19 protein-coding genes and 1 tRNA gene are annotated in these 19,337 nt (G+C 71.4%); 8 read left to right on the top strand and 12 right to left on the bottom strand.

All coding sequences use genetic code 11. The features are described 5' to 3' along the window. Positions 1-24 precede the first annotated feature (24 nt). From AB0J74_RS13030 to AB0J74_RS13045, 4 genes are all read left to right on the top strand, one after another. The gene (locus AB0J74_RS13030) at positions 25-414 is read left to right on the top strand and encodes a GntR family transcriptional regulator (protein WP_363447858.1); all 390 of its coding nucleotides are present in this window, start codon (positions 25-27) and stop codon (positions 412-414) included. Continuing rightward, complete coding sequence (locus AB0J74_RS13035) at positions 411-1,310, top strand: ABC transporter ATP-binding protein (protein ID WP_363447860.1); 900 nt, start codon at positions 411-413, stop codon at positions 1,308-1,310. The genes AB0J74_RS13030 and AB0J74_RS13035 overlap by 4 nt, the downstream gene beginning before the upstream one ends. Continuing rightward, positions 1,307-2,347 (top strand): ABC transporter permease subunit, encoded by a 1,041-nt coding sequence (locus AB0J74_RS13040; protein WP_363447863.1) that lies wholly within the window; start codon positions 1,307-1,309, stop codon positions 2,345-2,347. Before AB0J74_RS13035 ends, AB0J74_RS13040 begins: the two co-directional genes overlap by 4 nt. 75 nt (positions 2,348-2,422) lie before the next feature. Next, positions 2,423-3,379, top strand: coding sequence for a zinc-binding dehydrogenase (locus AB0J74_RS13045; protein WP_363447865.1), 957 nt, complete (start codon positions 2,423-2,425; stop codon positions 3,377-3,379). 49 nt (positions 3,380-3,428) lie between these two features. On the opposite strand, the gene AB0J74_RS13050 is transcribed toward AB0J74_RS13045, so the two are convergent. From AB0J74_RS13050 to AB0J74_RS13075, 6 genes are all read right to left on the bottom strand, one after another. Beyond that, positions 3,429-4,292: a hypothetical protein gene (locus tag AB0J74_RS13050; RefSeq protein ID WP_363447866.1), complete on the bottom strand. Its 864-nt coding sequence runs from the start codon at positions 4,290-4,292 to the stop codon at positions 3,429-3,431. A gap of 114 nt (positions 4,293-4,406) precedes the next feature. Continuing rightward, a complete protein-coding gene (locus tag AB0J74_RS13055) occupies positions 4,407-5,822 on the bottom strand; it encodes an MFS transporter (RefSeq protein ID WP_363447868.1) in 1,416 nt (471 codons plus the stop codon). A 105-nt stretch (positions 5,823-5,927) separates the two neighbouring features. Beyond that, a complete protein-coding gene (locus AB0J74_RS13060; protein WP_363447869.1) occupies positions 5,928-7,154 on the bottom strand; it encodes a DUF6596 domain-containing protein in 1,227 nt (408 codons plus the stop codon). Continuing rightward, on the bottom strand, positions 7,151-7,474 hold the full coding sequence (locus AB0J74_RS13065) for a YciI family protein (RefSeq protein ID WP_363447870.1): 324 nt from the start codon (positions 7,472-7,474) through the stop codon (positions 7,151-7,153). Before AB0J74_RS13065 ends, AB0J74_RS13060 begins: the two co-directional genes overlap by 4 nt. Before the next feature lie 129 nt (positions 7,475-7,603). Further along, on the bottom strand, positions 7,604-8,389 hold the full coding sequence (locus AB0J74_RS13070) for an MBL fold metallo-hydrolase (RefSeq protein ID WP_363447871.1): 786 nt from the start codon (positions 8,387-8,389) through the stop codon (positions 7,604-7,606). 4 nt (positions 8,390-8,393) lie between these two features. Further along, entirely contained in the window at positions 8,394-9,515 is a 1,122-nt protein-coding gene (locus tag AB0J74_RS13075; RefSeq protein WP_363448354.1) for an NAD(P)/FAD-dependent oxidoreductase, read from the bottom strand. 27 nt (positions 9,516-9,542) lie between these two features. On the opposite strand from AB0J74_RS13075, the gene AB0J74_RS13080 reads away from it, so the two are divergent. Next, positions 9,543-10,268 (top strand): TetR/AcrR family transcriptional regulator C-terminal domain-containing protein, encoded by a 726-nt coding sequence (locus AB0J74_RS13080; RefSeq protein ID WP_363447872.1) that lies wholly within the window; start codon positions 9,543-9,545, stop codon positions 10,266-10,268. A 12-nt stretch (positions 10,269-10,280) separates the two neighbouring features. On the opposite strand, the gene AB0J74_RS13085 is transcribed toward AB0J74_RS13080, so the two are convergent. The 5 genes from AB0J74_RS13085 to AB0J74_RS13105 all read right to left on the bottom strand — a co-directional run bounded on the left by AB0J74_RS13085 (position 10,281) and on the right by AB0J74_RS13105 (position 15,244). Then, positions 10,281-11,534 carry an RNA polymerase sigma factor gene (locus AB0J74_RS13085; RefSeq protein WP_363447874.1) on the bottom strand — a complete coding sequence of 418 codons (1,254 nt, stop codon included), beginning with the start codon at positions 11,532-11,534 and terminating at the stop codon, positions 10,281-10,283. Between the two features lie 3 nt (positions 11,535-11,537). Next, the gene (locus AB0J74_RS13090) at positions 11,538-11,966 is read right to left on the bottom strand and encodes a YciI family protein (RefSeq protein WP_363447876.1); all 429 of its coding nucleotides are present in this window, start codon (positions 11,964-11,966) and stop codon (positions 11,538-11,540) included. Positions 11,967-12,128: 162 nt separating this feature from the next. Then, complete coding sequence (locus tag AB0J74_RS13095) at positions 12,129-12,572, bottom strand: hypothetical protein (RefSeq protein WP_363447878.1); 444 nt, start codon at positions 12,570-12,572, stop codon at positions 12,129-12,131. Positions 12,573-12,637: 65 nt separating this feature from the next. Continuing rightward, positions 12,638-12,713 (bottom strand) — tRNA-Arg (locus AB0J74_RS13100). A 1,478-nt stretch (positions 12,714-14,191) separates the two neighbouring features. Then, positions 14,192-15,244, bottom strand: coding sequence for an alpha/beta hydrolase (locus AB0J74_RS13105; RefSeq protein ID WP_363448355.1), 1,053 nt, complete (start codon positions 15,242-15,244; stop codon positions 14,192-14,194). A gap of 181 nt (positions 15,245-15,425) precedes the next feature. Between AB0J74_RS13105 and ssb the strand changes: the two genes are divergently transcribed. Further along, positions 15,426-16,049 carry a single-stranded DNA-binding protein gene (gene ssb, locus AB0J74_RS13110; protein ID WP_363448356.1) on the top strand — a complete coding sequence of 208 codons (624 nt, stop codon included), beginning with the start codon at positions 15,426-15,428 and terminating at the stop codon, positions 16,047-16,049. Here ssb and AB0J74_RS13115 read toward each other — a convergent pair. Further along, positions 15,953-16,615, bottom strand: a complete 663-nt coding sequence (locus AB0J74_RS13115) for a TetR/AcrR family transcriptional regulator (RefSeq protein ID WP_363447879.1) — start codon at positions 16,613-16,615, stop codon at positions 15,953-15,955. The two genes, ssb and AB0J74_RS13115, sit on opposite strands and share 97 nt — an antisense overlap. Positions 16,616-16,671: 56 nt before the next feature. Between AB0J74_RS13115 and AB0J74_RS13120 the strand changes: the two genes are divergently transcribed. After that, positions 16,672-18,054, top strand: a complete 1,383-nt coding sequence (locus AB0J74_RS13120; protein ID WP_363447880.1) for an FAD-dependent monooxygenase — start codon at positions 16,672-16,674, stop codon at positions 18,052-18,054. A gap of 71 nt (positions 18,055-18,125) precedes the next feature. Further along, positions 18,126-19,316, top strand: coding sequence for an N-methyl-L-tryptophan oxidase (gene solA, locus AB0J74_RS13125; RefSeq protein WP_363447883.1), 1,191 nt, complete (start codon positions 18,126-18,128; stop codon positions 19,314-19,316). Positions 19,317-19,337: the final 21 nt, after the last annotated feature.

Genomic DNA, 19,337 nt, shown 5'->3' on the forward strand with positions numbered 1-19,337 from the left:
TAACCTAGTGAAACGGCAATATGGTTGATCGACTTCCACATCGACGCGCGCTCGGGGATCGCCCCGTACCTGCAGATCGTGGGGCAGGTACGGCAAGCGCTGCTGCTGGGGCTGCTCACCGAAGGCGACAAGCTGCCCACCGTCAAGGAGGTCGTCGCCAAGGTGGCGATCAACCCGAACACCGTGAGCAAGGCGTACCGCGAACTCGAGCACCAGGGCCTGGCCGCGGGAAAGCCGGGGGTGGGCACCTTCATCACCCGATCGCTCGGCCAGGCGTCGCTCGCCGAGCACGGTCCGTTGCAGCAGGAGCTGCGCGCCTGGATGGACAAGGCCCGCGCTGCGGGCCTGACCGAGCCGGGCATCGAGGCGATGTGCCAGAAAACCCTGCGCGAGAGCGCCGAAGAGGAGAGATGAGCGCGATATTGCAGGCCCATGAGCTGGGCAAGAGATACCGCCAGCGCCAGGCGCTGACCGACTGCACCCTTGAGATCCCGCCGGGGCACGTCGTCGGCCTGGTCGGGCCCAACGGCGCGGGCAAGACCACGTTGTTGAAGATCGCCTGCGGCATGCTCGCGCCGACCACGGGGCGGATCGAGGTGCTGGGCGGTCAGCCCAACGGCGGAACCGCGCAACTGGCCCGGGTCGGCTACGTCGCCCAGGACACACCCACCTACGCGAGCCTGTCCGTCGCCGACCACCTGAAGCTCGGCGCCAAGATGAACCCGGCGTGGGACGCGAAGCTCGCGCAGGACCGCATCGAGCAGCTCGACCTCAACCCGCGGCAGAAGGCGGGCAAGCTCTCCGGCGGCCAGCGCGCCCAGCTCGCCCTGACCGTCGCGGTCGCCAAACGACCCGAACTGCTCATCCTCGACGAACCCGTCGCCAGCCTCGACCCGCTGGCCCGTCGCGGGTTCCTGCGCCACCTGATGGAGTCGGTCGCCGAGCACGACACCAGCGTCATCCTCTCCTCCCACCTGATCTCCGATCTCGAACGCGTCTGCGACTACCTGGTCGTGCTGGTCTCCTCGCGCGTACGGCTCGCCGGCGAAACCGATGATCTGCTCGCGCGGCACCACCGGATCGTGTGCTCGCGGCGCCAAGGGTCGGATCTGCCCGCGGGGCTGGAGGTCATCTCGGCGGAACACACCGAGCGGCAGTCGAGGTTCGTCGTGCGAAGCGAGGGCGAACTGCCCGCCGGGGACTGGTCCGCCGAACACCTCGAGCTGGAGGACCTCGTGCTGACCTACATGGAGCCGCCCGTCGACCGCGGCGGCGACACCGCGATGCAACCGACAGGAGAAGCGCGATGATCTGGGTGACCTGGCGGCAGTTCCGGGCCCAGGCCCTCGCCGGCCTGGCGCTGCTCGCCGCCGCCGCGATCGGCTTTCTGGTCACCGGGTTGGGGATGCACCACAGCTACGCCGCGGACCTGGCCGCGTGTGCCCCGCTGCACGCCTGCGACGGAGCGACCCCCGCCGCTCGGGCGTTGGGTGCCCAGTTCAGCCAGTTGCAGCGAAGCTATGAGCCCATGTTCGAGCTCCTGCAACTCCTCGTGATCGCCGTACCGGCGATGATCGGCATCTTCTGGGGTGCGCCGCTGATCGGCCGTGAACTCGAAACCGGTACACACGAACTCGCCTGGAACCAGACCGTCACGCGCACCCGGTGGCTCGCGGTCAAACTCACCGTCGTCGGCATCGCCGCGATCGCCGCCGCCGCGATGCTCAGTTGGCTGCTGACCTGGTGGGCCGGGCCGCTGGACCAGCTCAACGGAAACCGGTGGGCGGCGATGACCTTCGCCTCACGCGACATCGTCCCGCTCGGCTACGCCGCGTTCGCCTTCGCCCTGGGTACCACGCTGGGACTGCTGCTGCGCCGCACCCTCCCCGCCATGGCCCTCACCCTCGCCGTGTTCGTCGCCGTCCAGATTCTCGTGCCCACTCTCGTCCGACCCCACCTGCTGCCGTCGACCACGACCACCTTCGCGATCAACGAGGCCACCACGAGCCAGTTCCACGACTTCCGGGGCACGCAGACGGACTTCCACTTCGACCTACCGACACCGCGGGGGGCGTGGCTGACATCCCAGCCGCCCGTGCTGAACTCGTCCGGCCAGGTGGTCCGCATAGATGACTACCCCGACTGCTTCCCGGATGTCCCCGGCGACGTCCCGGACGTGGGTCGGATCGGCGCCTGCCTCGCCAAGGACAACCTCCACGAGACCGTCACCTACCAGCCCGCGAGCCACTACTGGCCGCTGCAGTGGATGGAGACCGGGATCTTCCTCCTGCTCGCCGGAGCGCTGGCCGGCACCTGCTTCTGGTGGATCCGGCGCCGCCAGAACTGAACGTTCAAGCCGAACGGGCGATCGGTTTGGTGCCGGCGAGTTCGAAGCCGCGGATATGTTGTGATCATGCAGGCAATGTCGATCAGCCGGTACGGCGGACCCGAGGTCTTCGAGCAGGTCGAGCTGGACGAGCCCGTTCCCGGGCCCGGCGAAGTCAGCATCACCGTCTCCCACGCGTCGGTCGGCCTGATCGACACGTTGATCCGGAAGGGGATGCTGGCCGGCAATCCGGCCGTGCCGCAGCCTCCGTTCGTTCCCGGGATCGAGGTCGCGGGCGTCGTGCGCGCTGTCGGAGCGGGCGTGGACCGGGTGCGCGTCGGCGAGGAGGTCGCGACGCTCACGCTGCCCGGGTTCGGTGGTTATGCCGAGGTCACGCTCGCCCCGGCCGACCTCGTCGTGCCGCTCGGTGGCACCGGCGTCGACCGCGCACAAGCGGTGGCCGGCTTCGCCAACGCGGCCACCGCCTACCTCTCCCTGACCCGGGCGATCACCATGCCGGCCAGCGCCCGGGTGCTCGTACACGGTGCCCTCGGTGGCCTGGCCTCGGTGTATCCCGGCGTGGCACGGCTGCTCGGCGCCGCGCGGGTGGTCGGCACCGTGCGGCGCGAGAGCCAGATCGACGGCGCGATGGCGTACGGCTTCGACGTCGTCAGCACCGTCGACCGGCTCTCCGAGGGCGCGTTCGACGTCATCGTCGACCCGGTCGGGGGTGACCTGCGCACGCGTTCCCTGGATCTGCTCGCTCCGATGGGGCGGCTGCTGGCGGTCGGCAGCGCTGGGAGTGAGACCGGCGCCCCGATCGATTCGAACCGGCTGTGGCTCGCCAACCTCGGTGTCGTCGGATTCAACGTCGGCGGGTTCCTCGGGCTGGATTCGAGCCCGGCCCGCGCGGCCGCCGAGGCCATCGTGCCGCTGTTCGTCGACGGCGCGATCCGGTTGCCGGTGACCACCTTGCCGTTCGACCAGGCGGCGGAGGCGCACCGGCGGATGGACGAGCATCAGGTCCTCGGCCGGCTGGTGCTCCGCCGCTGAGCCGGCAGCGGGCGTCGACGCCCACTGCCGGGCACTGTTACACGACGGCCTACTCGGAGAGCACCTTCACGGAGTCGGCGCTGCCGCCGTTTCGGTTGATGGCGACGAAGAAGTCGCTCCCGACGTGGGTGATGTCTTCGATCTCGTCGGTCAGGTTGTTTCCCGGAATGCCGATGTCGCTTTCCACGTCGCCGCCGGACCAGTTGTATTGGTAGATCCAGTTCCACCCGGTGTCGGGCGTCGAGTCGTTGATCGACTTGGTGTTCCAGATGTAGTTCTCCGAGCAGTCGATGCCTTGGTCGGAACGATTGTCGTGACTCGTCAGGTTGCTCTTCACCAGCGTCCATCCGCTCGTCAGCGCGCCGGCACCGGGATGGGTCCACAATGTACTCAGCCGGCGGGCGGCATACTTGCCGGCTCCGCCGGCGGCCGTCGCGCTGTAGCAGAGGCCGCTGATGTTGCCCGTAGGCAGATGGACGATCTGCCGCGTACCGATGGATCCGTCGGCGTTCAGGTGCACGATCGTCACGTCGTCGCTCGGAAACGCGGACTGACTTCCCTGGGTGGCGATCAAGGCCGGGCCCTGGCCCAGGTAGTTCGCGTTGTAGGCGAGGTCGTTGCCGTGGCCGAGTTCGGGCATGGAGATCGGTGCCCCGGCACAGGTCCAGCTAGCGCCGTCCCAGGCCGAGCCGTCGCGCAACCATCGGGACAGGACCGGCTCCCCGGCGCTTCCCTTCGAGAAAATGATGTAGAGCTGGCCGCCCGGCCCCGCCACCATGCCTTCCAGGACCGTTCGACCCGCCCGGCACGCGCTGCTGTTCGGGATGTTCAGCCGTTCCGCCCCGCTCCTGTCCGTAGCCGCGTAGGCGGGCGCCGTCGAGGCGACAGCGATTCCGACCGAGAGCGCGAGCACGGACGCGACGCTCAATAGTTTCTTCACTTCGGTGTCTCTCCTTGGGGGTCGGCCAAGGCAGTGTAGCAACGGAATGTCCATTTGCTACTGTCGTGTGTCGATGGCACAGGGTGGTTAGTGGCCGGGTTCCCGCGGTGCCGTGCGCGGCATCAGAGCGACCACCGGGAGGCTGAGCGCGCAGACGACCAGGACCACGACGAGGCTGACCTTCATCGCGTGGTCCAGTCCGGAGGCCGCGGCCTGGAAGAAGATCGAGGTGACCGCGGCCGAGCCGAGCGCTGACGCGAGTTGCTGCAGCGAGCTGAGCGAGCCGCTGGCGCTGCCGGCTTCCTCGGGCTTCGCGTCGCCGAGCGCGACCATCGGGATCGTGGTGAAGCACAGTCCGATGCCGATGCCGGTGACGAACAGCGCCGGCGTCAGGGACCAGAGGCCGGCGCGGTCGACGACGGCCAGAAGCCAACCGCAGCCGACGACCACGACGGCCAGCCCGATGGCGACGAGCCGGCGACCGAGCTTGGCGACCAGGCCGGCCATGGCGGCGAACGCGGAGGTGATGATTCCCAGGGTGAGCGGCACCAGGCCGAGCGAGGTGTCCCGCGCGCTGGCGTGCAGCCCCTCCTGCATGAACAGCGACAGCACGAGGACCAGCCCGGCGCCGGCGGCGAAGACGGACAGGCCCACGAGCATTCCTGAGGTGAAACCACGGTTCTGCAGCAGCGAACGCGTGACGAGCGGGTGGGTCGCGGTGCGCTGACGGCGGGCGAAGGCGGCGAAGAACAGGACGCCCGCGATGATCGAGGCGACGGGTAGGGCGGTCCAGCCGTTGGTCGAGCCCTCGATCAGACCGTAGAGCAGCCCGATCATCGTGACGGCAAGCAGGCCGGAACCGCGACCGTCGACGACGGTGGACCGGTCGCCGTCGTCACGGGGCAGGATCCTGGTGGCGATGACCAGTCCGATGCCGCCGAGGATGACGTTCGCGAGGAAGATCGGGCGCCAGGACAGGCCGAACAGGTCGGCGCTGATGATGAAGCCGGCCAGGACGGGGCCGGCGACACTGGAGACACCGAGTACCGGGCCGAACAGTCCGAACGCCTTGGCGAGCAGGTCGCGGCCGAACGCCTTCATCATGATCGCCATGCCCTGCGGGATGAGCAGGGCCCCGAACGCTCCCTGAGCGACCCGGGCGGCGATGAGCAGAGTCGGTTCGGGTGCGAGCCCGGCGACCGCCGAGGCCAGCGTGAATCCGCTGATGCCGATCAGGAAGAGCCGGCGCTGGCCGAACTTGTCGCCCAGCCGTCCGCCGACCACGAGCAGGACACCCATGGCGAGCAGGTACGCCGTGCCCAACCACTTGATCAGCCCTTCGCCGCCGTGGAGGTCGCGGGCGATGGTGGGTGCGGCGATGTTCGTGACGGTCGCGTCGATGACGTCGAGCGCGTCGGCGAGCAGAACCAAACCCAGGATGGCCCACATCCGGCGACTGGAGCGGTGTGTGCCGACCGTGCCCGGGTCCGTCAACGTGGTCATGGGGAAACGTCCTTCGCCTACCGGGGCGCCCCTCCTGGGCGGCCGCTCACCCCCACCACGAAGGCCCCGGGCCCGATCCGACACCGCCCGGAAAGAAATTCCGCGCTACCGCAACTGGTCGCGCCGGCGGGTCAGATAGGCGGTCTCGGCAGTGTTGCCCGCCAGCTCGATGGCCTTGTCGTACGCCGCGCGCGACTGCTGGCTGCGGCCCAGCCGGCGCAGCAGGTCGGCACGGGTGGCGTGGTAGGCGTGATAGCCGGCCAACCTGTGCTCGAGGCGGTCGACCGCCGCCAGGGCCACCTGCGGGCCGTCGAGCTCGGCGATGGCGATGGCCCGGTTGAGGGCGACGACCGGCGACGGGTCGAGGCGCACGAGCTGGTCGTAGAGGGCCAGGACCTGCGACCAGTCGGTGTCGCGGAAATCGCGGGCCGAGGTGTGCACGGCGTTGATCGCCGCGAGGATCTGGTAGGGGCCCGGAGCGGCCCCGGCGGCCAGGCGCTCGCGCACCAGCAGGTGACCCTCGGCGATCAGCGCCGGGTCCCAGGCCCCGCGGTCCTGCTCGTGAAGGGCGACCAGCTCGCCGGTGGCCGAGACCCGGGCGGTGCGGCGGGCCTCGATCAGCAGCATCAGCGCCAGCAGCCCGGCCACCTCGCCGTCCTCCGGCAGGAGGGTGCGGATCAGGCGGGTGAGCCGGATCGCCTCGGCGGTCAGGTCGTGCCGGACCGGATCGGTGTCGGGGCCGGTCGCCAGGTAGCCCTCGTTGAAGACGAGGTACAGGACGGCGAGTACGCCCGAGACGCGGGCCGGGAGATCCTCGGAGGACGGCACGCGATAGGGGATGCGCGCCGCCTTGATCTTGGCCTTCGCGCGGGTGATCCGCTGCCCCATGGCACTCTCGGCCACCAGGAAGGCGCGGGCGATCTCGGGCATGCTCAGGCCGCCGACCATGCGCAGCGTCAACGCCAGGCGGGCTTCCATCGCCAGCGCCGGATGGCAGCAGGTGAAGATCAGCCGGAGCCGGTCGTCGTCGATGGCGCCGAGAGGCTCGGGCGGGTCGTCGTCGTACACCATGTGAGCCTCCTTGTGTTTGTCGTGGCGTTTGCTCTCGCGCCGGATCCGGTCGATGGCCTTGCGGTTGGCGGTGGTGGTCAGCCAGGCGCCGGGGCTGGGCGGCACGCCGTCGGCCGGCCATCGCTCGACGGCGGCCGCGAACGCGTCGGCGGCCGCCTCCTCGGCGACGTCGAGGTCACCGAAGCGCTTGGTCAGGGAGGCGACCACCCGGGCCCACTCCTCGTGGTGGGCCCGGGTGATCGCTTCCTCGACGGCGCTCACTGGAATGGCCGCACCTCGATCTTCCGGTGGCAGGCCTTCGACCCCTCGGCGGCGAGCTTGAGCGTCACGTCCAGGTCGGGGGCCTCGATGATCCAGAAGCCGGCGAGGTATTCCTTGGACTCCAGGAAGGGCCCGTCGGTGACCAGCGCCTCGCCGCCGCGGCTGTCGATGACGGTCGCGGTGTGGGGCGAGGCGAGACCGCCGGCGAAGACCCAGTGGCCCTCGGCCCGGAGCCGGTCGTTGAACTCGTCGATCGCGGCGTCTTCCTTCGCGGTGTTCGGGCCGGTGCCGTCGTCGATCACGGAAATCAGGTACTGCATCTGAAGATCATCTCCTGTGTTGTCAGGGCTTCAACCCTGCAACGAACACGACCATCCCGATCCGACACCACCTCCCGACTTATTCGGCGGAGCTTTCGGGACGCGGCCGGGTCTCGGGGTACGCGGCCGTCAGGCGCTGCTGAGGCGCTGGAGTTGCCGGTCGTGGACGCCGGTCACCCACTCCCAGCCTTCCTTGGCCGACGGGCCGATCCTCGGGTCGCCGGGATCGTGGCCGTCGCGCAGGGCGTGCAGGTAGGCCCGGTCGTGGTCGATCCGGGCGCGGATCTCGTCGCCGCCCGCGACGGAACCGTGGCCGGGGATGACGACCTCGACGTCACCGGCCACGGCGTCGAACAGGGCCAGGGCGGCGAGGTGGTCGTCGATCGGGTCGGCCGGGCCGGTCAGATCGAGCATCGGGATCAACACGTCGGACAGCATGTCGCCGGCGACCAGGACGCCGCGCTCCGCGATCAACAGCGCCGCGTGGCCCGGGGCGTGCGCCCGGTGCTCGATGATCCGCACCTCGACGCCGTCCCATGGCAGACGCGTGGCTTCCGCGGGCAGGCCGGTGACCTGGCCGAGCAGGTCGAGCGGCACCTCGTCGGGTATGCCGAACCGGCGTGCGTCGATCCCGCCCGACAAGCGATCCCGGGCGGTGTCCGCGCAGCGGGCCGTGGCGTAGCGGGGCGCTCTGCCGAGCGCCGGGTGCCACAGCAGGTGATCCCAGTGCGGATGCGTGGAGAAGCCGACCTCGATGGTCTGGCCGGCCAGGTCATCGGCGAGGCAGGCCAGTTCGTCGCCGAGCACCCCGGCGTCGACGAGCAACACGCCACCGCGGCCCTGCACGACGACGGCGTTGCTCTGGCAGAACTCGCTCTCGTGGACCAGCACGCCATCCGCGACCTGCTTCAGCACGAGATCACCCCCGGGCAAGGGTATCGCCGGCGGAACGGGGCGTGAAGAAGCGGACCAGGTCGTCCGCCGCGGTGGGTGACAGCATCATCGCCTGGACCCGGGCGGACATCTCGGCGATCGGGTGGATGCGGGCGAACATCGCCTCCTCGTACGCCCGGATGGCCGAGTCGGGATCGGCGGCGAGGCGGGCGGCGAGTTGGGCACCGTCCAGCATGGCCTGGTTGGCGCCCTCGCCGACCGGCGGCATGAGGTGCGCGGCGTCGCCGACGAGGGTGACGCCCGGCCGGCCGGACCAGCGCGTGTCGGTGGGCATGGCCTCGATCCGGCGTGGCGTCGGCGTGCCGTCGCCGGCCTCGATCAGCGCGGTCAGGCGTGGGTTCCAGCCGTCGAACAGGTCCAGCAGGGCACGCTTGTCGCGGTAGCTGTCGATGGGGCGATCGACCGCGTGCAGCGAGATCCCGACCTTCAGGCTGCCGTCGCCGAGGCGTTGCGCGGCCAGGATCCGGCTCCCGCCGACGCACCACAGGTTGCCGGGGCCGACCAGATTGGCCAGGTCAGGACGGCGCCGGTCGACGTCGGCGATGGTGAGGTCCACCAGTGTGGACACATAGGACAGTGCGACGTCGGTCAGCAGCGGCCGGACCGCCGAGCGCGCACCGTCGGCACCGACGAGGACGTCGCAGTCGCTCTGCTGTCCGCCGTCGAAGGTCAGCCGCCAGCCCCCGCCGCTCAGCGGGGTCGCCGCGACGAGCCGGTGTCGCCACCGCACCGTGTCGCCGGGCAGAGAGTCGAGCAGCAGCTCACGCAGGGCGCGCCGGTCGATCTCGGGACGGCCGGAGAACGAGCCGGGTCGCGGCTTGTGGTGCACCAGGGTCCGTCCGGTCGGGTCGAGGATGCGATGTTCCTCGCCCTCGGGTCGGGCCCGCTCCCGGAACCGGTCGGCGAGGCCCGCATCGGCCAACGCCTGTTGCCCGGACTCCGGGTGCAGGTCGAGCATGCCGCCCTGCGATCGCGCGGACCGGCTCGCCTCGCGTTCGTAGACCACCGCGCCGATCCCGTGCCGGTGCAGGACCCGGGCCAGGGTCAGGCCGCCCAGGCCACCGCCGGCGATCGCGATTCGCATCATCAACCCCACTACCGTACGCTGTATCTTATGGATACGCCGTACGGTAGCGCACCGCTGCCCGTCTGGGAACGGCCCGAGCCCCAGCCGCGGGCGGCGCCCGTCCCGTTGAGCCGCGAGAAGATCGCCGCCGCCGCGATCCGGCTCGCCGACGCGGACGGGCTCGACGGCCTGTCGGTTCGCAAGATCGCCAAAGAGCTGGGCGTCGGCCCGATGCGCCTCTACGACTACGTGCGCAACAGGTCCGAACTGCTCGACCTGATGGTCGACGTGGTCTACGCCCGGATCGCCGAGTCCGCCCGGCACTCCGGCTGGCGCGCCACGGTGCTGGCCATCGCCCGCGCGACCCGCGCGGCCGCCCTCGACCACGAGTGGTTCGTCGACCTGCTCGGCGCCCGGCCACACCTGGGACCGCACGCGCTCGCCGTGGGCGAGGCGACCGCGGCGGCGTTGAGCCAGGCACCGACCGTGCGCGGCATCGGCGATCTCCAACGGACGGTCGGGGCGCTCAACGCGTTCATCGTCGGCGCGCTCCGCCGGGAGGTCACCGAGCGCCGCACCGCCCGGGCCACCGGCACCGACGAGGCCCAATGGCAGGCCAGCCTCGGCCCCTATCTCACCCGCATGCTGGAAACGGGGAGATACCCCACCATCGCCCGACTGGTCGTCGACGGCGACCACCTCGACGCCGAAGAGACGTTCAACCACAACCTGACCACGGTCCTGGACGGCATCACGGGCGCCGCCGCACGGTGATCCACCGCCGGATCACCCGCAGGCCACGGCCCGGCCCAGCAGCAGGGCTCGTTCGCGCGCGTTCTGGGTCAGCGACGCCGCCCGCTCGAACTCGGCCCGCGCCTCGGCGAGCCGGCCCAGCTTGGCCAGCAGGTCGCCGCGGACGCTGGGCAGCAGGTGGTAGTCGCGCACGTGCGGGAAGGCCATCAGCTGGTCGACCAGGGCCAGCCCGGTCGCCGGCCCGAACGCCATCGAGAGCGCCACCGCGCGGTTCAGCTCGACCACGGGGGAGCGCGTCGTCTCGGCCAGTTGCTCGTAGAGCCCGGCGATGCGCTCCCAGTCGGTGTCCTCGAAACGGCGGGCCCGGGCGTGGCCCGCGGCGATGGCCGCCTGCAACACGTAGGGGCCGGGCCGGCCGCCGGTCAGGGTCTCGGCCCGCTCCAGCGCGGCCAGGCCCCGGCGGATCAGCAACTGGTCCCAGCGGGCCCGGTTCTGGTCGGCCAGCAGGATCGGCTCGCCGCCCGGGCCGGTGCGCGCGGCCGCCCGGGACGCCTGGATCTCCATCAGCGCCACCAGGCCGTGCACCTCCGGCTCGCGCGGTGCCAGCCGGGCCAGGATCCGGCCCAGCCGCAGGGCGTCTTCGCACAACGCCGGCCGCATCCAGTCGTCGCCAACGGTGGCCGAGTAGCCCTCGTTGAAGATCAGGTAGACGACCTCGAGCACCGAGGAGAGCCGGGCGGCCAGCTCCCTGCCCTGCGGCACCTCGAACGGCACCCCGGCGTTGGCCAGGGTCTTCTTGGCCCGCACGATCCGCTGCGCCACGGTCGGTTCCGGCACCAGGAAGGCCCGGGCGATCTCGTCTGTGCTCAGGCCGCCGAGCAGCCGCAGGGTCAGCGCGGTGCGTGCCTCGGTGGACAGCACCGGGTGGCAGGCCACGAACACCAGCCGCAGCAGGTCATCGCCGATGCCGTCGTCGTCGGCGACCAGCGCCCCGATGTCCGGAGTGGACTCGTCGAGGTCGCGCCCGACCTCCTCGACCTTGCGCTGGTAGGTCTCGTCGCGCCGGATCCGGTCGATGGCGCGGCGCTTGGCGATCGTCATCAACCAGGCGCCAGGATTACGCGGTACGCCCTCCGCCGGCCACTGCTCCAGCGCCGCGACGAGCGCGTCCTGTGCCAGCTCCTCGGCCGTGCCGACGTCGCCGACGAGCCTGGTCAGCCCGGCGATCAGCCGGACTGACTCGATCCGCCAGACCGCCTCGATCGCGCGGTGGGTGTCGGAGGCCACCGGTCAGTTCTTCGTAGCCTTCGCGCGCCGCTTCTCCACCGCGTCGCGCTGCTCGGCCGTGAAGGTGTCGCCGAAGTCGTCGGCCTGGAAGACCTGCCGGATCTCGATGTTGGTCCCGCCCGCGCCCGGTCGCACGACCGGGTAGCGCTTGAACCATTCGACGCACTCCTCGAGCGACTTCATCTCGACCAGGAAGAACCCGGCGACGAGCTCCTTGGTCTCGGTGAACGGCCCGTCGACCACGGTCTTCTTGTCGCCGTCGAAGTAGATCCTGACCCCCTTCGCGCTGGGGTGGATGCCCTCGGTGGCCAGCAGCACGCCGGCGTCGACCAGCTCCTCGATGAAGGCGCCGACCGTCTCGAAATCCTCGGTGGCCGGCATAACACCGGCTTCGCTCTCCTCGGTGGCCTTGGTGATCACCAGAAACCGCATCGCTGTCTCCTCATGTCAGTCGCCTTCTCACCTATGCGTCGAACGGCGACCGACCCCGGACGACACCCTGCCAGAAGTTTTTCGGACCCGGGTCGTCGCGCCGCGCGCACGGGCGTCCCCTACCGCGCTCTGTGGTGGACCGGTGCGTCCTGCCGCTTCCGCTCAGAGAAGGCTGGTCAGGGCGTTCTCGTATTTCGGCCGGTCGTCGGCCGGGGTGTTCGCGGGGGCGTAGTCGAGGACGACGGCGCCGATGCGGTGGGTGTCCGGGGCGGTCGCGTACTCCTGGGCGGTGGCTTCGTCCGGGAAGACGTACACCGTGACCGCCTTGGTCGTCATGATCTCGGAACAGTGCGTAACGCCGGTCGCGCAGTAGCCGGAGTTGTCCTGCGGGTTGGGGACCGGCAGGCCGGCGGCCGCGAAGGTGTCGACGACCTCCCGCGCGCTCGGTGCGCCGTCGGCGCGGGCCGGGATTTCGGCGGCGGCGCTCGGCGTGCCCGTCGCGGCCGGTGGCACGGAGGCGGCGGTTTTGATGGTTTCGCTTGAGCAGCCGGCCGCGGCGAAGACGATGGCGAATGCGGCGATGGCGCGGAGGAAACGTCGACTCACCGCGGCGATTCTTCCTGGTCAGCGCGCTTCTGACGGGTTGGCGCGCCCGGCGCCGGGTGTTGTGGTGGTGCGCTCGGCAGGATTCGAACCTGCGACCATGGGCTTAGAAGACCCCTGCTCTATCCACTGAGCTACGAGCGCGTGGCGGGTGTCGCGCCGGCTGCTGGTCAAATTGACGGACAACCAGGGCGTGACGATCTCGCCTGCACATATTAGGTTTCCACGCGTGCAGGTGACGAGCACCCGCTTTCTCCCGCTGCTGGTGTCGACCGTCGACCGGACGGTCGACGACAGCCACGTGCGCGACGAGTTCACGGAGGGTATCGCCGTCGCCTACTCGTTCGGTCCTCCGTTCGGGGAAAGATTGGTCACCTGGTCGGATCTTGATCGGTTCGCGCTCAACCGGCGCACGCTGCGGCGCCTGGCCATCGACAACCTCTACGACAACCTGCGCCGGGCGAAGATCCACGGCCGGCCACCGGCGGTGATGCTCTCCTTCGAAGGGCTCGAATCCAGCGTCCTGCTGGCGGAGGAGTTCTGGGCGGAACTCGGCCCACGCATCCCCGGTGAGCTGGTCGTCGGCGTGCCGGCCCGGGATGTCGTGATCATCACCGGCACGGATTCGCGGCCCGGCCTGGAGAAGGCCCGCCGGGCGGTGGAGCGGGTCTTCATGGCCGGCGACGCGCATCCGCTCAGCCGGGAGCTGCTGGTCCTGCGGCAGGGCGAGTGGCAGCCGCTGCCGCGCCAGCCGCTGGGGCCGCGACCGCCGGAACCTGGCCGGCGTATGCCGCCGCCGGGGTCGGGCTGGTCCGATGGGCCGCCGCGGCCGGGCGGTGATCCTGATCCGGGGGCTGGTTGGTCGGATGGGCCGTCGCGGTCTGGCCCTGCGGCTGTTTCGGGGGCTGGCTGGTCGGGGGGCGCGTCGCGGTCTGGTCCCGCGGCAGTTTCCGGTGCTGGTTGGTCGGGTGGCCGGCCGCGGCCGGGCGGTGGGCATGATTCGGTGACGGGTCCGTCGGGTGCGCCGTCGCGGTCTGGCAATGCGCCTGTATCGGGGGCCGCCTGGTCGGGCGGCTCGTCGCGGTCTGGCCCTGCGGCTGTTTCGGGGGCTGGCTGGTCTGGCGGGCGGTCGAGGCCTGATCGGGAAGACCAAGCAGGGCCGGGTTGGCCGGGTGGTTCCGCGCGGCCTGGTCCTGCGGCTGTTTCCGGGGCCGGCTGGTCCGATGGCCGGACCCGGTCTGCGCGGGAGCCTGATGCCGAGTCGGGTTGGTCGGATGGCCCCCGGTCTGGCCCGGAGCCGGGTCGGTCTCGTGGCACAGGGCGGCCTACCCGGGAGCCGGACGCCGGCTGGTCTGACGAGCCACCGCAGTCCGGCCGGGAGCCTGCTTCGGGGTCGGGTTGGTCGGATGGCCGGTCGTGGCCCGGCCGGCAGCCTGGTCCGCGGCGGGGTCGATCCGGCGGCACCGGGCGAGCTGACCGCGAGCTGGAGCCGGGTTGGACGGAATTGCCGCCATTGTCTGGCCGGGAACCTGCTCCGCGCCCGGCTCGGTCGGGAGGCCCGCAGGCACGGCCCGGCCGGGAACCTGATTCGGAGCCGAGCTGGTCGGACGACCCGCCGCGGCCTAGCCGGGAAGACCCGGAGTCGCGCCGGTGGCAGCCGCCGCGTCAGCGCCGGGAGCCGGAGAGCTATCCCGACCCGGACTATCCGCCTGAGCGGCGCCCACCGCCGGACCCCCGTCAGTGGGAGTCACGTAGGCGTCGATCCAGCGCCCCACCTCGGTGAACAGTCGTTCTCGCGGCTGCGGGCCGGAGAGCGTGAGGTCGTGGATGCCGCCGTCGATGCGGACCAGGGTGACGTGCTGGCCGAGGCGCGGCGCATAGCGGACGATGTGCTCGACGTCGAGCACCGCGTCGGCGACGTTGATGCTGTCGTGCCACTTCGCGCCGCGGAACGTGCGGGTCGAGCAGGCGACCAGCACCGGGGCCGGGATGTCGAGGCCGGCCCAGAGTTGGCGGTGGGCGGTGCGGATCGCGCCGACCCAGCCGGCGAAGATCGGGAAGGCCTCGATCGGCTTCCAGGCCAGGTTGTAGTCCCACTCGCCGCGGTAGTTGATGTGCAGGCTTTGCCCGTAAAGGCTTTCGAGGCCGCGGGGGATCGCCCGGCGCGGGTTGCGGCGGCCGAGGCGGGCAACGCCGGCGAGCACCGGGCGGCGCATCAGCCAGGGCATGTTGAAGTCGAAGAACGGACTGTTCAAGAAGAGACCATCGATCATGTTTCGGTCACGCCGGGCATGTGCCCATAGCGAGGCGACCAGGCCGCCGGTCGAGTGGCCGTTGACGAGCAGGGTCTCGGCGCCGATCAGTTCGGCGGCGATGTCGAGCTCGGCGAAGTATTCGGTCAGGTCGGTGGTGAAGTTGGGCGTCTGGTGCGGCAGCAGGCTGCGCCCGTAGCGGCGCAGGTCGATCGCGTGAAAGTCCCAACCGCGCTCGACATAGAAGTCGGCCAGGTGGGTCTGGAAGAAGTAGTCGACGAAACCGTGCACATAGAGCACGGCACGGCCGGTCGAGCGCTCGGCACGGCGGCTGACCAGCGTCGCGACCAGCGGGCCCTCTTCGTCATGCCCAAGGTCGATCACTCGGCGCTCGTAGGGCTGGCCGAGGACGTCTATTTCCACGTCGTTCACGTTCCAGACGCTACCGCTCGCGTACGACATCCGGCTTTGATCGTTCGGTTTTCCACAGGTGCCCACTTATCCACAGCCGTCTGTCCATCCGTGGCGCCCGCCCGCCCCGCTCGGGACGCTGGTCCCCGAGTCGACTCGCGCCCCAATGACCGATCCATCTGTGGAGATGATCATGTTCGACACCTATGTAACTCTGGTCGGCAATGTTCTGACCGCGCCCGAGTGGCGGCGCACCGCCAACACCAACACGCTCGTGGCCAGCTTCCGGGTCGCCTCGACCGCCCGGCGCTTCGACCGCGACAACAACCGCTGGGTCGACGGCAACAGCCTGCGGCTCCGGGTGACCTGCTGGCGGCGGCTCGCGGAGGGCGTCGCGTCGTCGGTGATGACCGGCGACCCCGTCGTGGTGGTCGGCCGCCTCTACACCCGCGACTGGGAAGACGGTGAAGGCAACAGCCGCACGTCCTACGAGGTGGAGGCGGTCGCCGTCGGCCACGACCTGTCCCGTGGCAAGGCGCGCTTCGCCCGCGTCCGGGCGGGCGGCGCGACCAGCGAGATCGACGACGACGAGACCGGCCTGCAGGCCCGCGGCGAGCCGACCGAGGAGGTCGCCGAGGGCGACGTGCCGGCCCGCTACGGCGACAGCGACCACCTGTTCGACGACGAGGCCTCGCTGGCCCGGCTGTCCCTCGCCGAGCCTCAGGCCGTCCCGGCCGAGGCCGTGCCGGGGGAGGCCGTGCCGGCGGAGGTTCCGCGGGACGAGGCGGTCCCGGAGGAGGAGCGCGTGCCCGCCTGACCGCCCGCCGGCCGGTCGAGCACGGCGGAGAGCACCGTGCCGAGGTAGGCCTCGAGCGCCGGGCCCTGCGGCACCGCTTCGGGAATCCGCACGACGAGTTGAATGTGGCCGAGGTAGGTGGCGTAGGCGAACAGGGCCCGGCGGTCGGCTTCGGCCTGGTCGAAGCCGAGCGCGGTGAGCTGCGCGGCGATGTATGCCGTCCGCCGGGCCACGGCCCGGCGCATCGCCGGCGCCACCGCGGGATGGTCGGCGGCGGCGTGCAGGTGCACCTCGACCGGCGCCCGCTCCGAGGCGGTGACGGCGACGAACAGCGCGCGCAGCCGGGCCGCCGGGTCGGGTTCCGCGTCGACGGTGCGCAGGATCGCGTCGGTGTAGGTCTCGTCCCAGCTGCGCAGGGCGGCGTCGAGCAGCGCGTCCCGGTTGGCGAAGTGCCAGTAGAAGCTGCCCTTCGTGGTGCCGAGTCGGGTGGCCAGCGGTTCGACGGCGACGCCGGCCAGGCCCTGCTCGCCGATCGCGGTCAGGGCGGCGGCGGTCCAGTCGTCCGGTCCGAGACGGGGTTTACGCACGGCCATACGCTACCGTATGGTCCCTCCATACGGCACCGTATGGAGAGGGATTCGCGATGGACCATGACGTCATCGTCGTCGGCACCCGGGCAGCGGGCGCCGCGACCGCGATGCTGCTCGCCCGGGCCGGCCTGCGGGTGCTGGCGGTCGACCGGGCGCGCTTCCCGAGCGACACGCTGTCGACCCACCAGGTCCAGGTGCCCGGCATCGCCCGGCTGCGCCGGTGGGGAGTGCTCGACCGGATCGCCGCGGTGACGCCGGCGGTGCCGAAGGTGCGGCTTGACGCGGGCGGGTGGGCGGTGCTGCGCGGCCGATACCCGGGGATCGAGGGCGTCGACACGCTCTACGGCCCGCGGCGCACGCTGCTCGACGCGGCCCTGGTCGACGCCGCGCGCGCGGCGGGCGCCGAGGTCCGCGAAGGCTTCGCGGTCGACGAGCTGACCCGCGACGCCGAAGGCCGGATCACCGGCATCCGCGGCCGGGAACGCGGGGAGGGGAGGGGGAGGGGCCCCACTGCCGCCCCCCTCACCGACTCCGCCCGCCTCGTGATCGGCGCCGACGGGAAGCGGTCCACCATCGCCGCCGCGGTCGGGGCCGGTGCCTACCACGTGCGGCAGCCGGCGACGTTCGCCTGCTACACCTACTGGTCGGGGGTCGACCTGCCGGTCGGCTCGATCCACGTCCGGCCGGGGCTCACCGTTCCGGCGTTTCCGACCAACGACGGCCTGGCGATGGTCGCGGTTTTCGCCCCGCTGGCCGACTTCGACCGGTTCCGGGCCGACCCGGCCGCCGGCTACGTGGCCGCGCTCGACCGGTGCGGCGACCTCGGCGAACGGGTGCGGGCCGGCACCCGGGCCGAGCCGTTCCGGCTGGCGCCGGACGTGCGCAACGGCTTCCGGGTCGCGCACGGCGCCGGGTGGGCCCTCGTCGGCGACGCGGGCATCGTGATGGACCCGGTCGCGGGCCAGGGCATCAGCAACGCCTTCCGCGACGCCGAACTGCTCGCCGCGGCGATCGTGCGCGGTCTCCGGTCCGGCGCCCCATCACCCCGCGGCTCCCACTCCGGCCGGCAGCCAGGCGGAGTCGGCGGCGGCGACCTCCCAGGTGCCGGCGCACGGTCCGGCCCCGGATCCGGCGGCTCGCGCGGCAACCACCTGGACGAAGCGCTCGCCACCTACCAGCGGGAGCGGGACGCGGCCGCCTACCCGATCTACGCGATGACCCGGGCCCTGGCCACACTGCGGGTCTCGACCGCGCAGCGGCTGCTGATCGCCGCGATCGCCGACCGGCCGGCCGAGGCCACCCGCTTCCTCGGCGTGCTTGCCGGTGCCAGCCGCTACGACGACTACCTGCGGCCGGCCAACGTGCTCGGCCTGCTCGGCGCGGGCGTCACCCGGCGGCTGCGGCGTCCGATGCCCGCGGCGGACGCGGCCGGGTGACGCCATGGTGTGTTGACGCATCAGCTGTCCGCTTTGCACCGGCCGGCAGCGTCTAGGCTTCCGGAATGGAAATGACCGGTACGCGCCCCGAGGTCGTCGTGGTGGGGCTCGGCACGATGGGCGCGGCCGCCGCCTACCACCTGGCCAGCCGCGGCGTCCGGGTGCTGGGCATCGACCGGTTCACGCCGCCGCACGGGCGGGGCGAGCACGGGGGCGGTTCACGGATCATTCGGCAGGCGTACGCCGAAGGTCGTGCCTATGTGCCCCTCGTGCAGCGCGCCTACGAGCTCTGGCGGCAGCTCGGCGAGATCGCCGGCGTCGAGTTGATGACACAGACCGGCGGCCTGATGCTCGGCAGCCCCGAGTCGGGGCAGGTGTCCGGCGCGCTCGCCTCGGCGCGGGCGCATTTCCTCGACCACGAGGTGCTCGACGCCGGGCAGATCCGCAAGCGGTTCCCGGCCTTCACGCCGCAGGACGACGAGGTCGGCGTCTACGAGCGGGCCGCCGGTGTCGTCCGGCCCGAGGCCACCATCAGCGCCCACCTGCGGCTGGCCGAGCGCGCCGGCGCCGAACTGCGCTACGGGGCCATCGTCGCCGACTGGGAGGCGACCGCCGACGGCGTCACCGTGCGGGTCGACGGGCGCACGATCAGCGCCGACAAGCTGGTCGTCTGCCCCGGGCCGTGGGCCGCCGACCTGCTGAAGATGCCGGGTACGCCGGTGCGGCTGGAGAGCCGCCTCCAGCACTACTGGCAACCCACCGACGAGTTCGCGATCGGGCGCTGCCCGGTGTGGATCTGGGAGCCGGCCGACGACCAGGTGGCCTACGGGATTCCGGCGTTCGCGCCGCCGGCCGGCCTGCAGGGTGCCGGCCCGGGTATCGGCGCCGTCGTGAAGGCCGCCTTCCACACCGGCGAGCGGCCCGCCGACCCTGAACTGGGCGCGCCGTCGGCCACCCCCGACGACCTGACCACGATGGTCAGCTGGCTCGGCGCGCGGCTGCCCGCCCTGGCCGGCGCCCGTTACCTCGACAGCAAGCCCTGCCTCTACACGATGACTCCCGACGAGCACTTCATCCTCGGCCTGCACCCGGAGGTGCCGACGGTGTCGATCGCCGCCGGCTTCTCCGGCCACGGCTTCAAGTTCGCGCCCGTCGTGGGCGAGATCCTGGCCGACCTGGCCCAGACCGGCTACACCCTGCACACCATCGACCAGTTCGCACCGGACCGCTTCACCGCCAGGGCCGCCGGCTCACAGGGGTAGGGCAAGAGCCCACCGCTAGGG

It is taken from the genome of Asanoa sp. NPDC049573, assembly GCF_040676615.1.
Classification (GTDB): domain Bacteria; phylum Actinomycetota; class Actinomycetes; order Mycobacteriales; family Micromonosporaceae; genus Asanoa.

Coding starts and splice junctions, on each gene's coding strand:
- AB0J74_RS13045 (WP_363447865.1), top strand. CDS start 2,423: ATGTCGATCAGCCGGTACGGCGGACCCGAGGTCTTCGAGCAGGTCGAG.
- AB0J74_RS13090 (WP_363447876.1), bottom strand. CDS start 11,966: ATGCGGTTTCTGGTGATCACCAAGGCCACCGAGGAGAGCGAAGCCGGT.
- ssb (WP_363448356.1), top strand. CDS start 15,426: ATGTTCGACACCTATGTAACTCTGGTCGGCAATGTTCTGACCGCGCCC.
- AB0J74_RS13035 (WP_363447860.1), top strand. CDS start 411: ATGAGCGCGATATTGCAGGCCCATGAGCTGGGCAAGAGATACCGCCAG.
- AB0J74_RS13065 (WP_363447870.1), bottom strand. CDS start 7,474: ATGCAGTACCTGATTTCCGTGATCGACGACGGCACCGGCCCGAACACC.
- AB0J74_RS13055 (WP_363447868.1), bottom strand. CDS start 5,822: ATGACCACGTTGACGGACCCGGGCACGGTCGGCACACACCGCTCCAGT.
- AB0J74_RS13120 (WP_363447880.1), top strand. CDS start 16,672: ATGGACCATGACGTCATCGTCGTCGGCACCCGGGCAGCGGGCGCCGCG.
- solA (WP_363447883.1), top strand. CDS start 18,126: ATGACCGGTACGCGCCCCGAGGTCGTCGTGGTGGGGCTCGGCACGATG.
- AB0J74_RS13040 (WP_363447863.1), top strand. CDS start 1,307: ATGATCTGGGTGACCTGGCGGCAGTTCCGGGCCCAGGCCCTCGCCGGC.
- AB0J74_RS13075 (WP_363448354.1), bottom strand. CDS start 9,515: ATGATGCGAATCGCGATCGCCGGCGGTGGCCTGGGCGGCCTGACCCTG.
- AB0J74_RS13080 (WP_363447872.1), top strand. CDS start 9,543: ATGGATACGCCGTACGGTAGCGCACCGCTGCCCGTCTGGGAACGGCCC.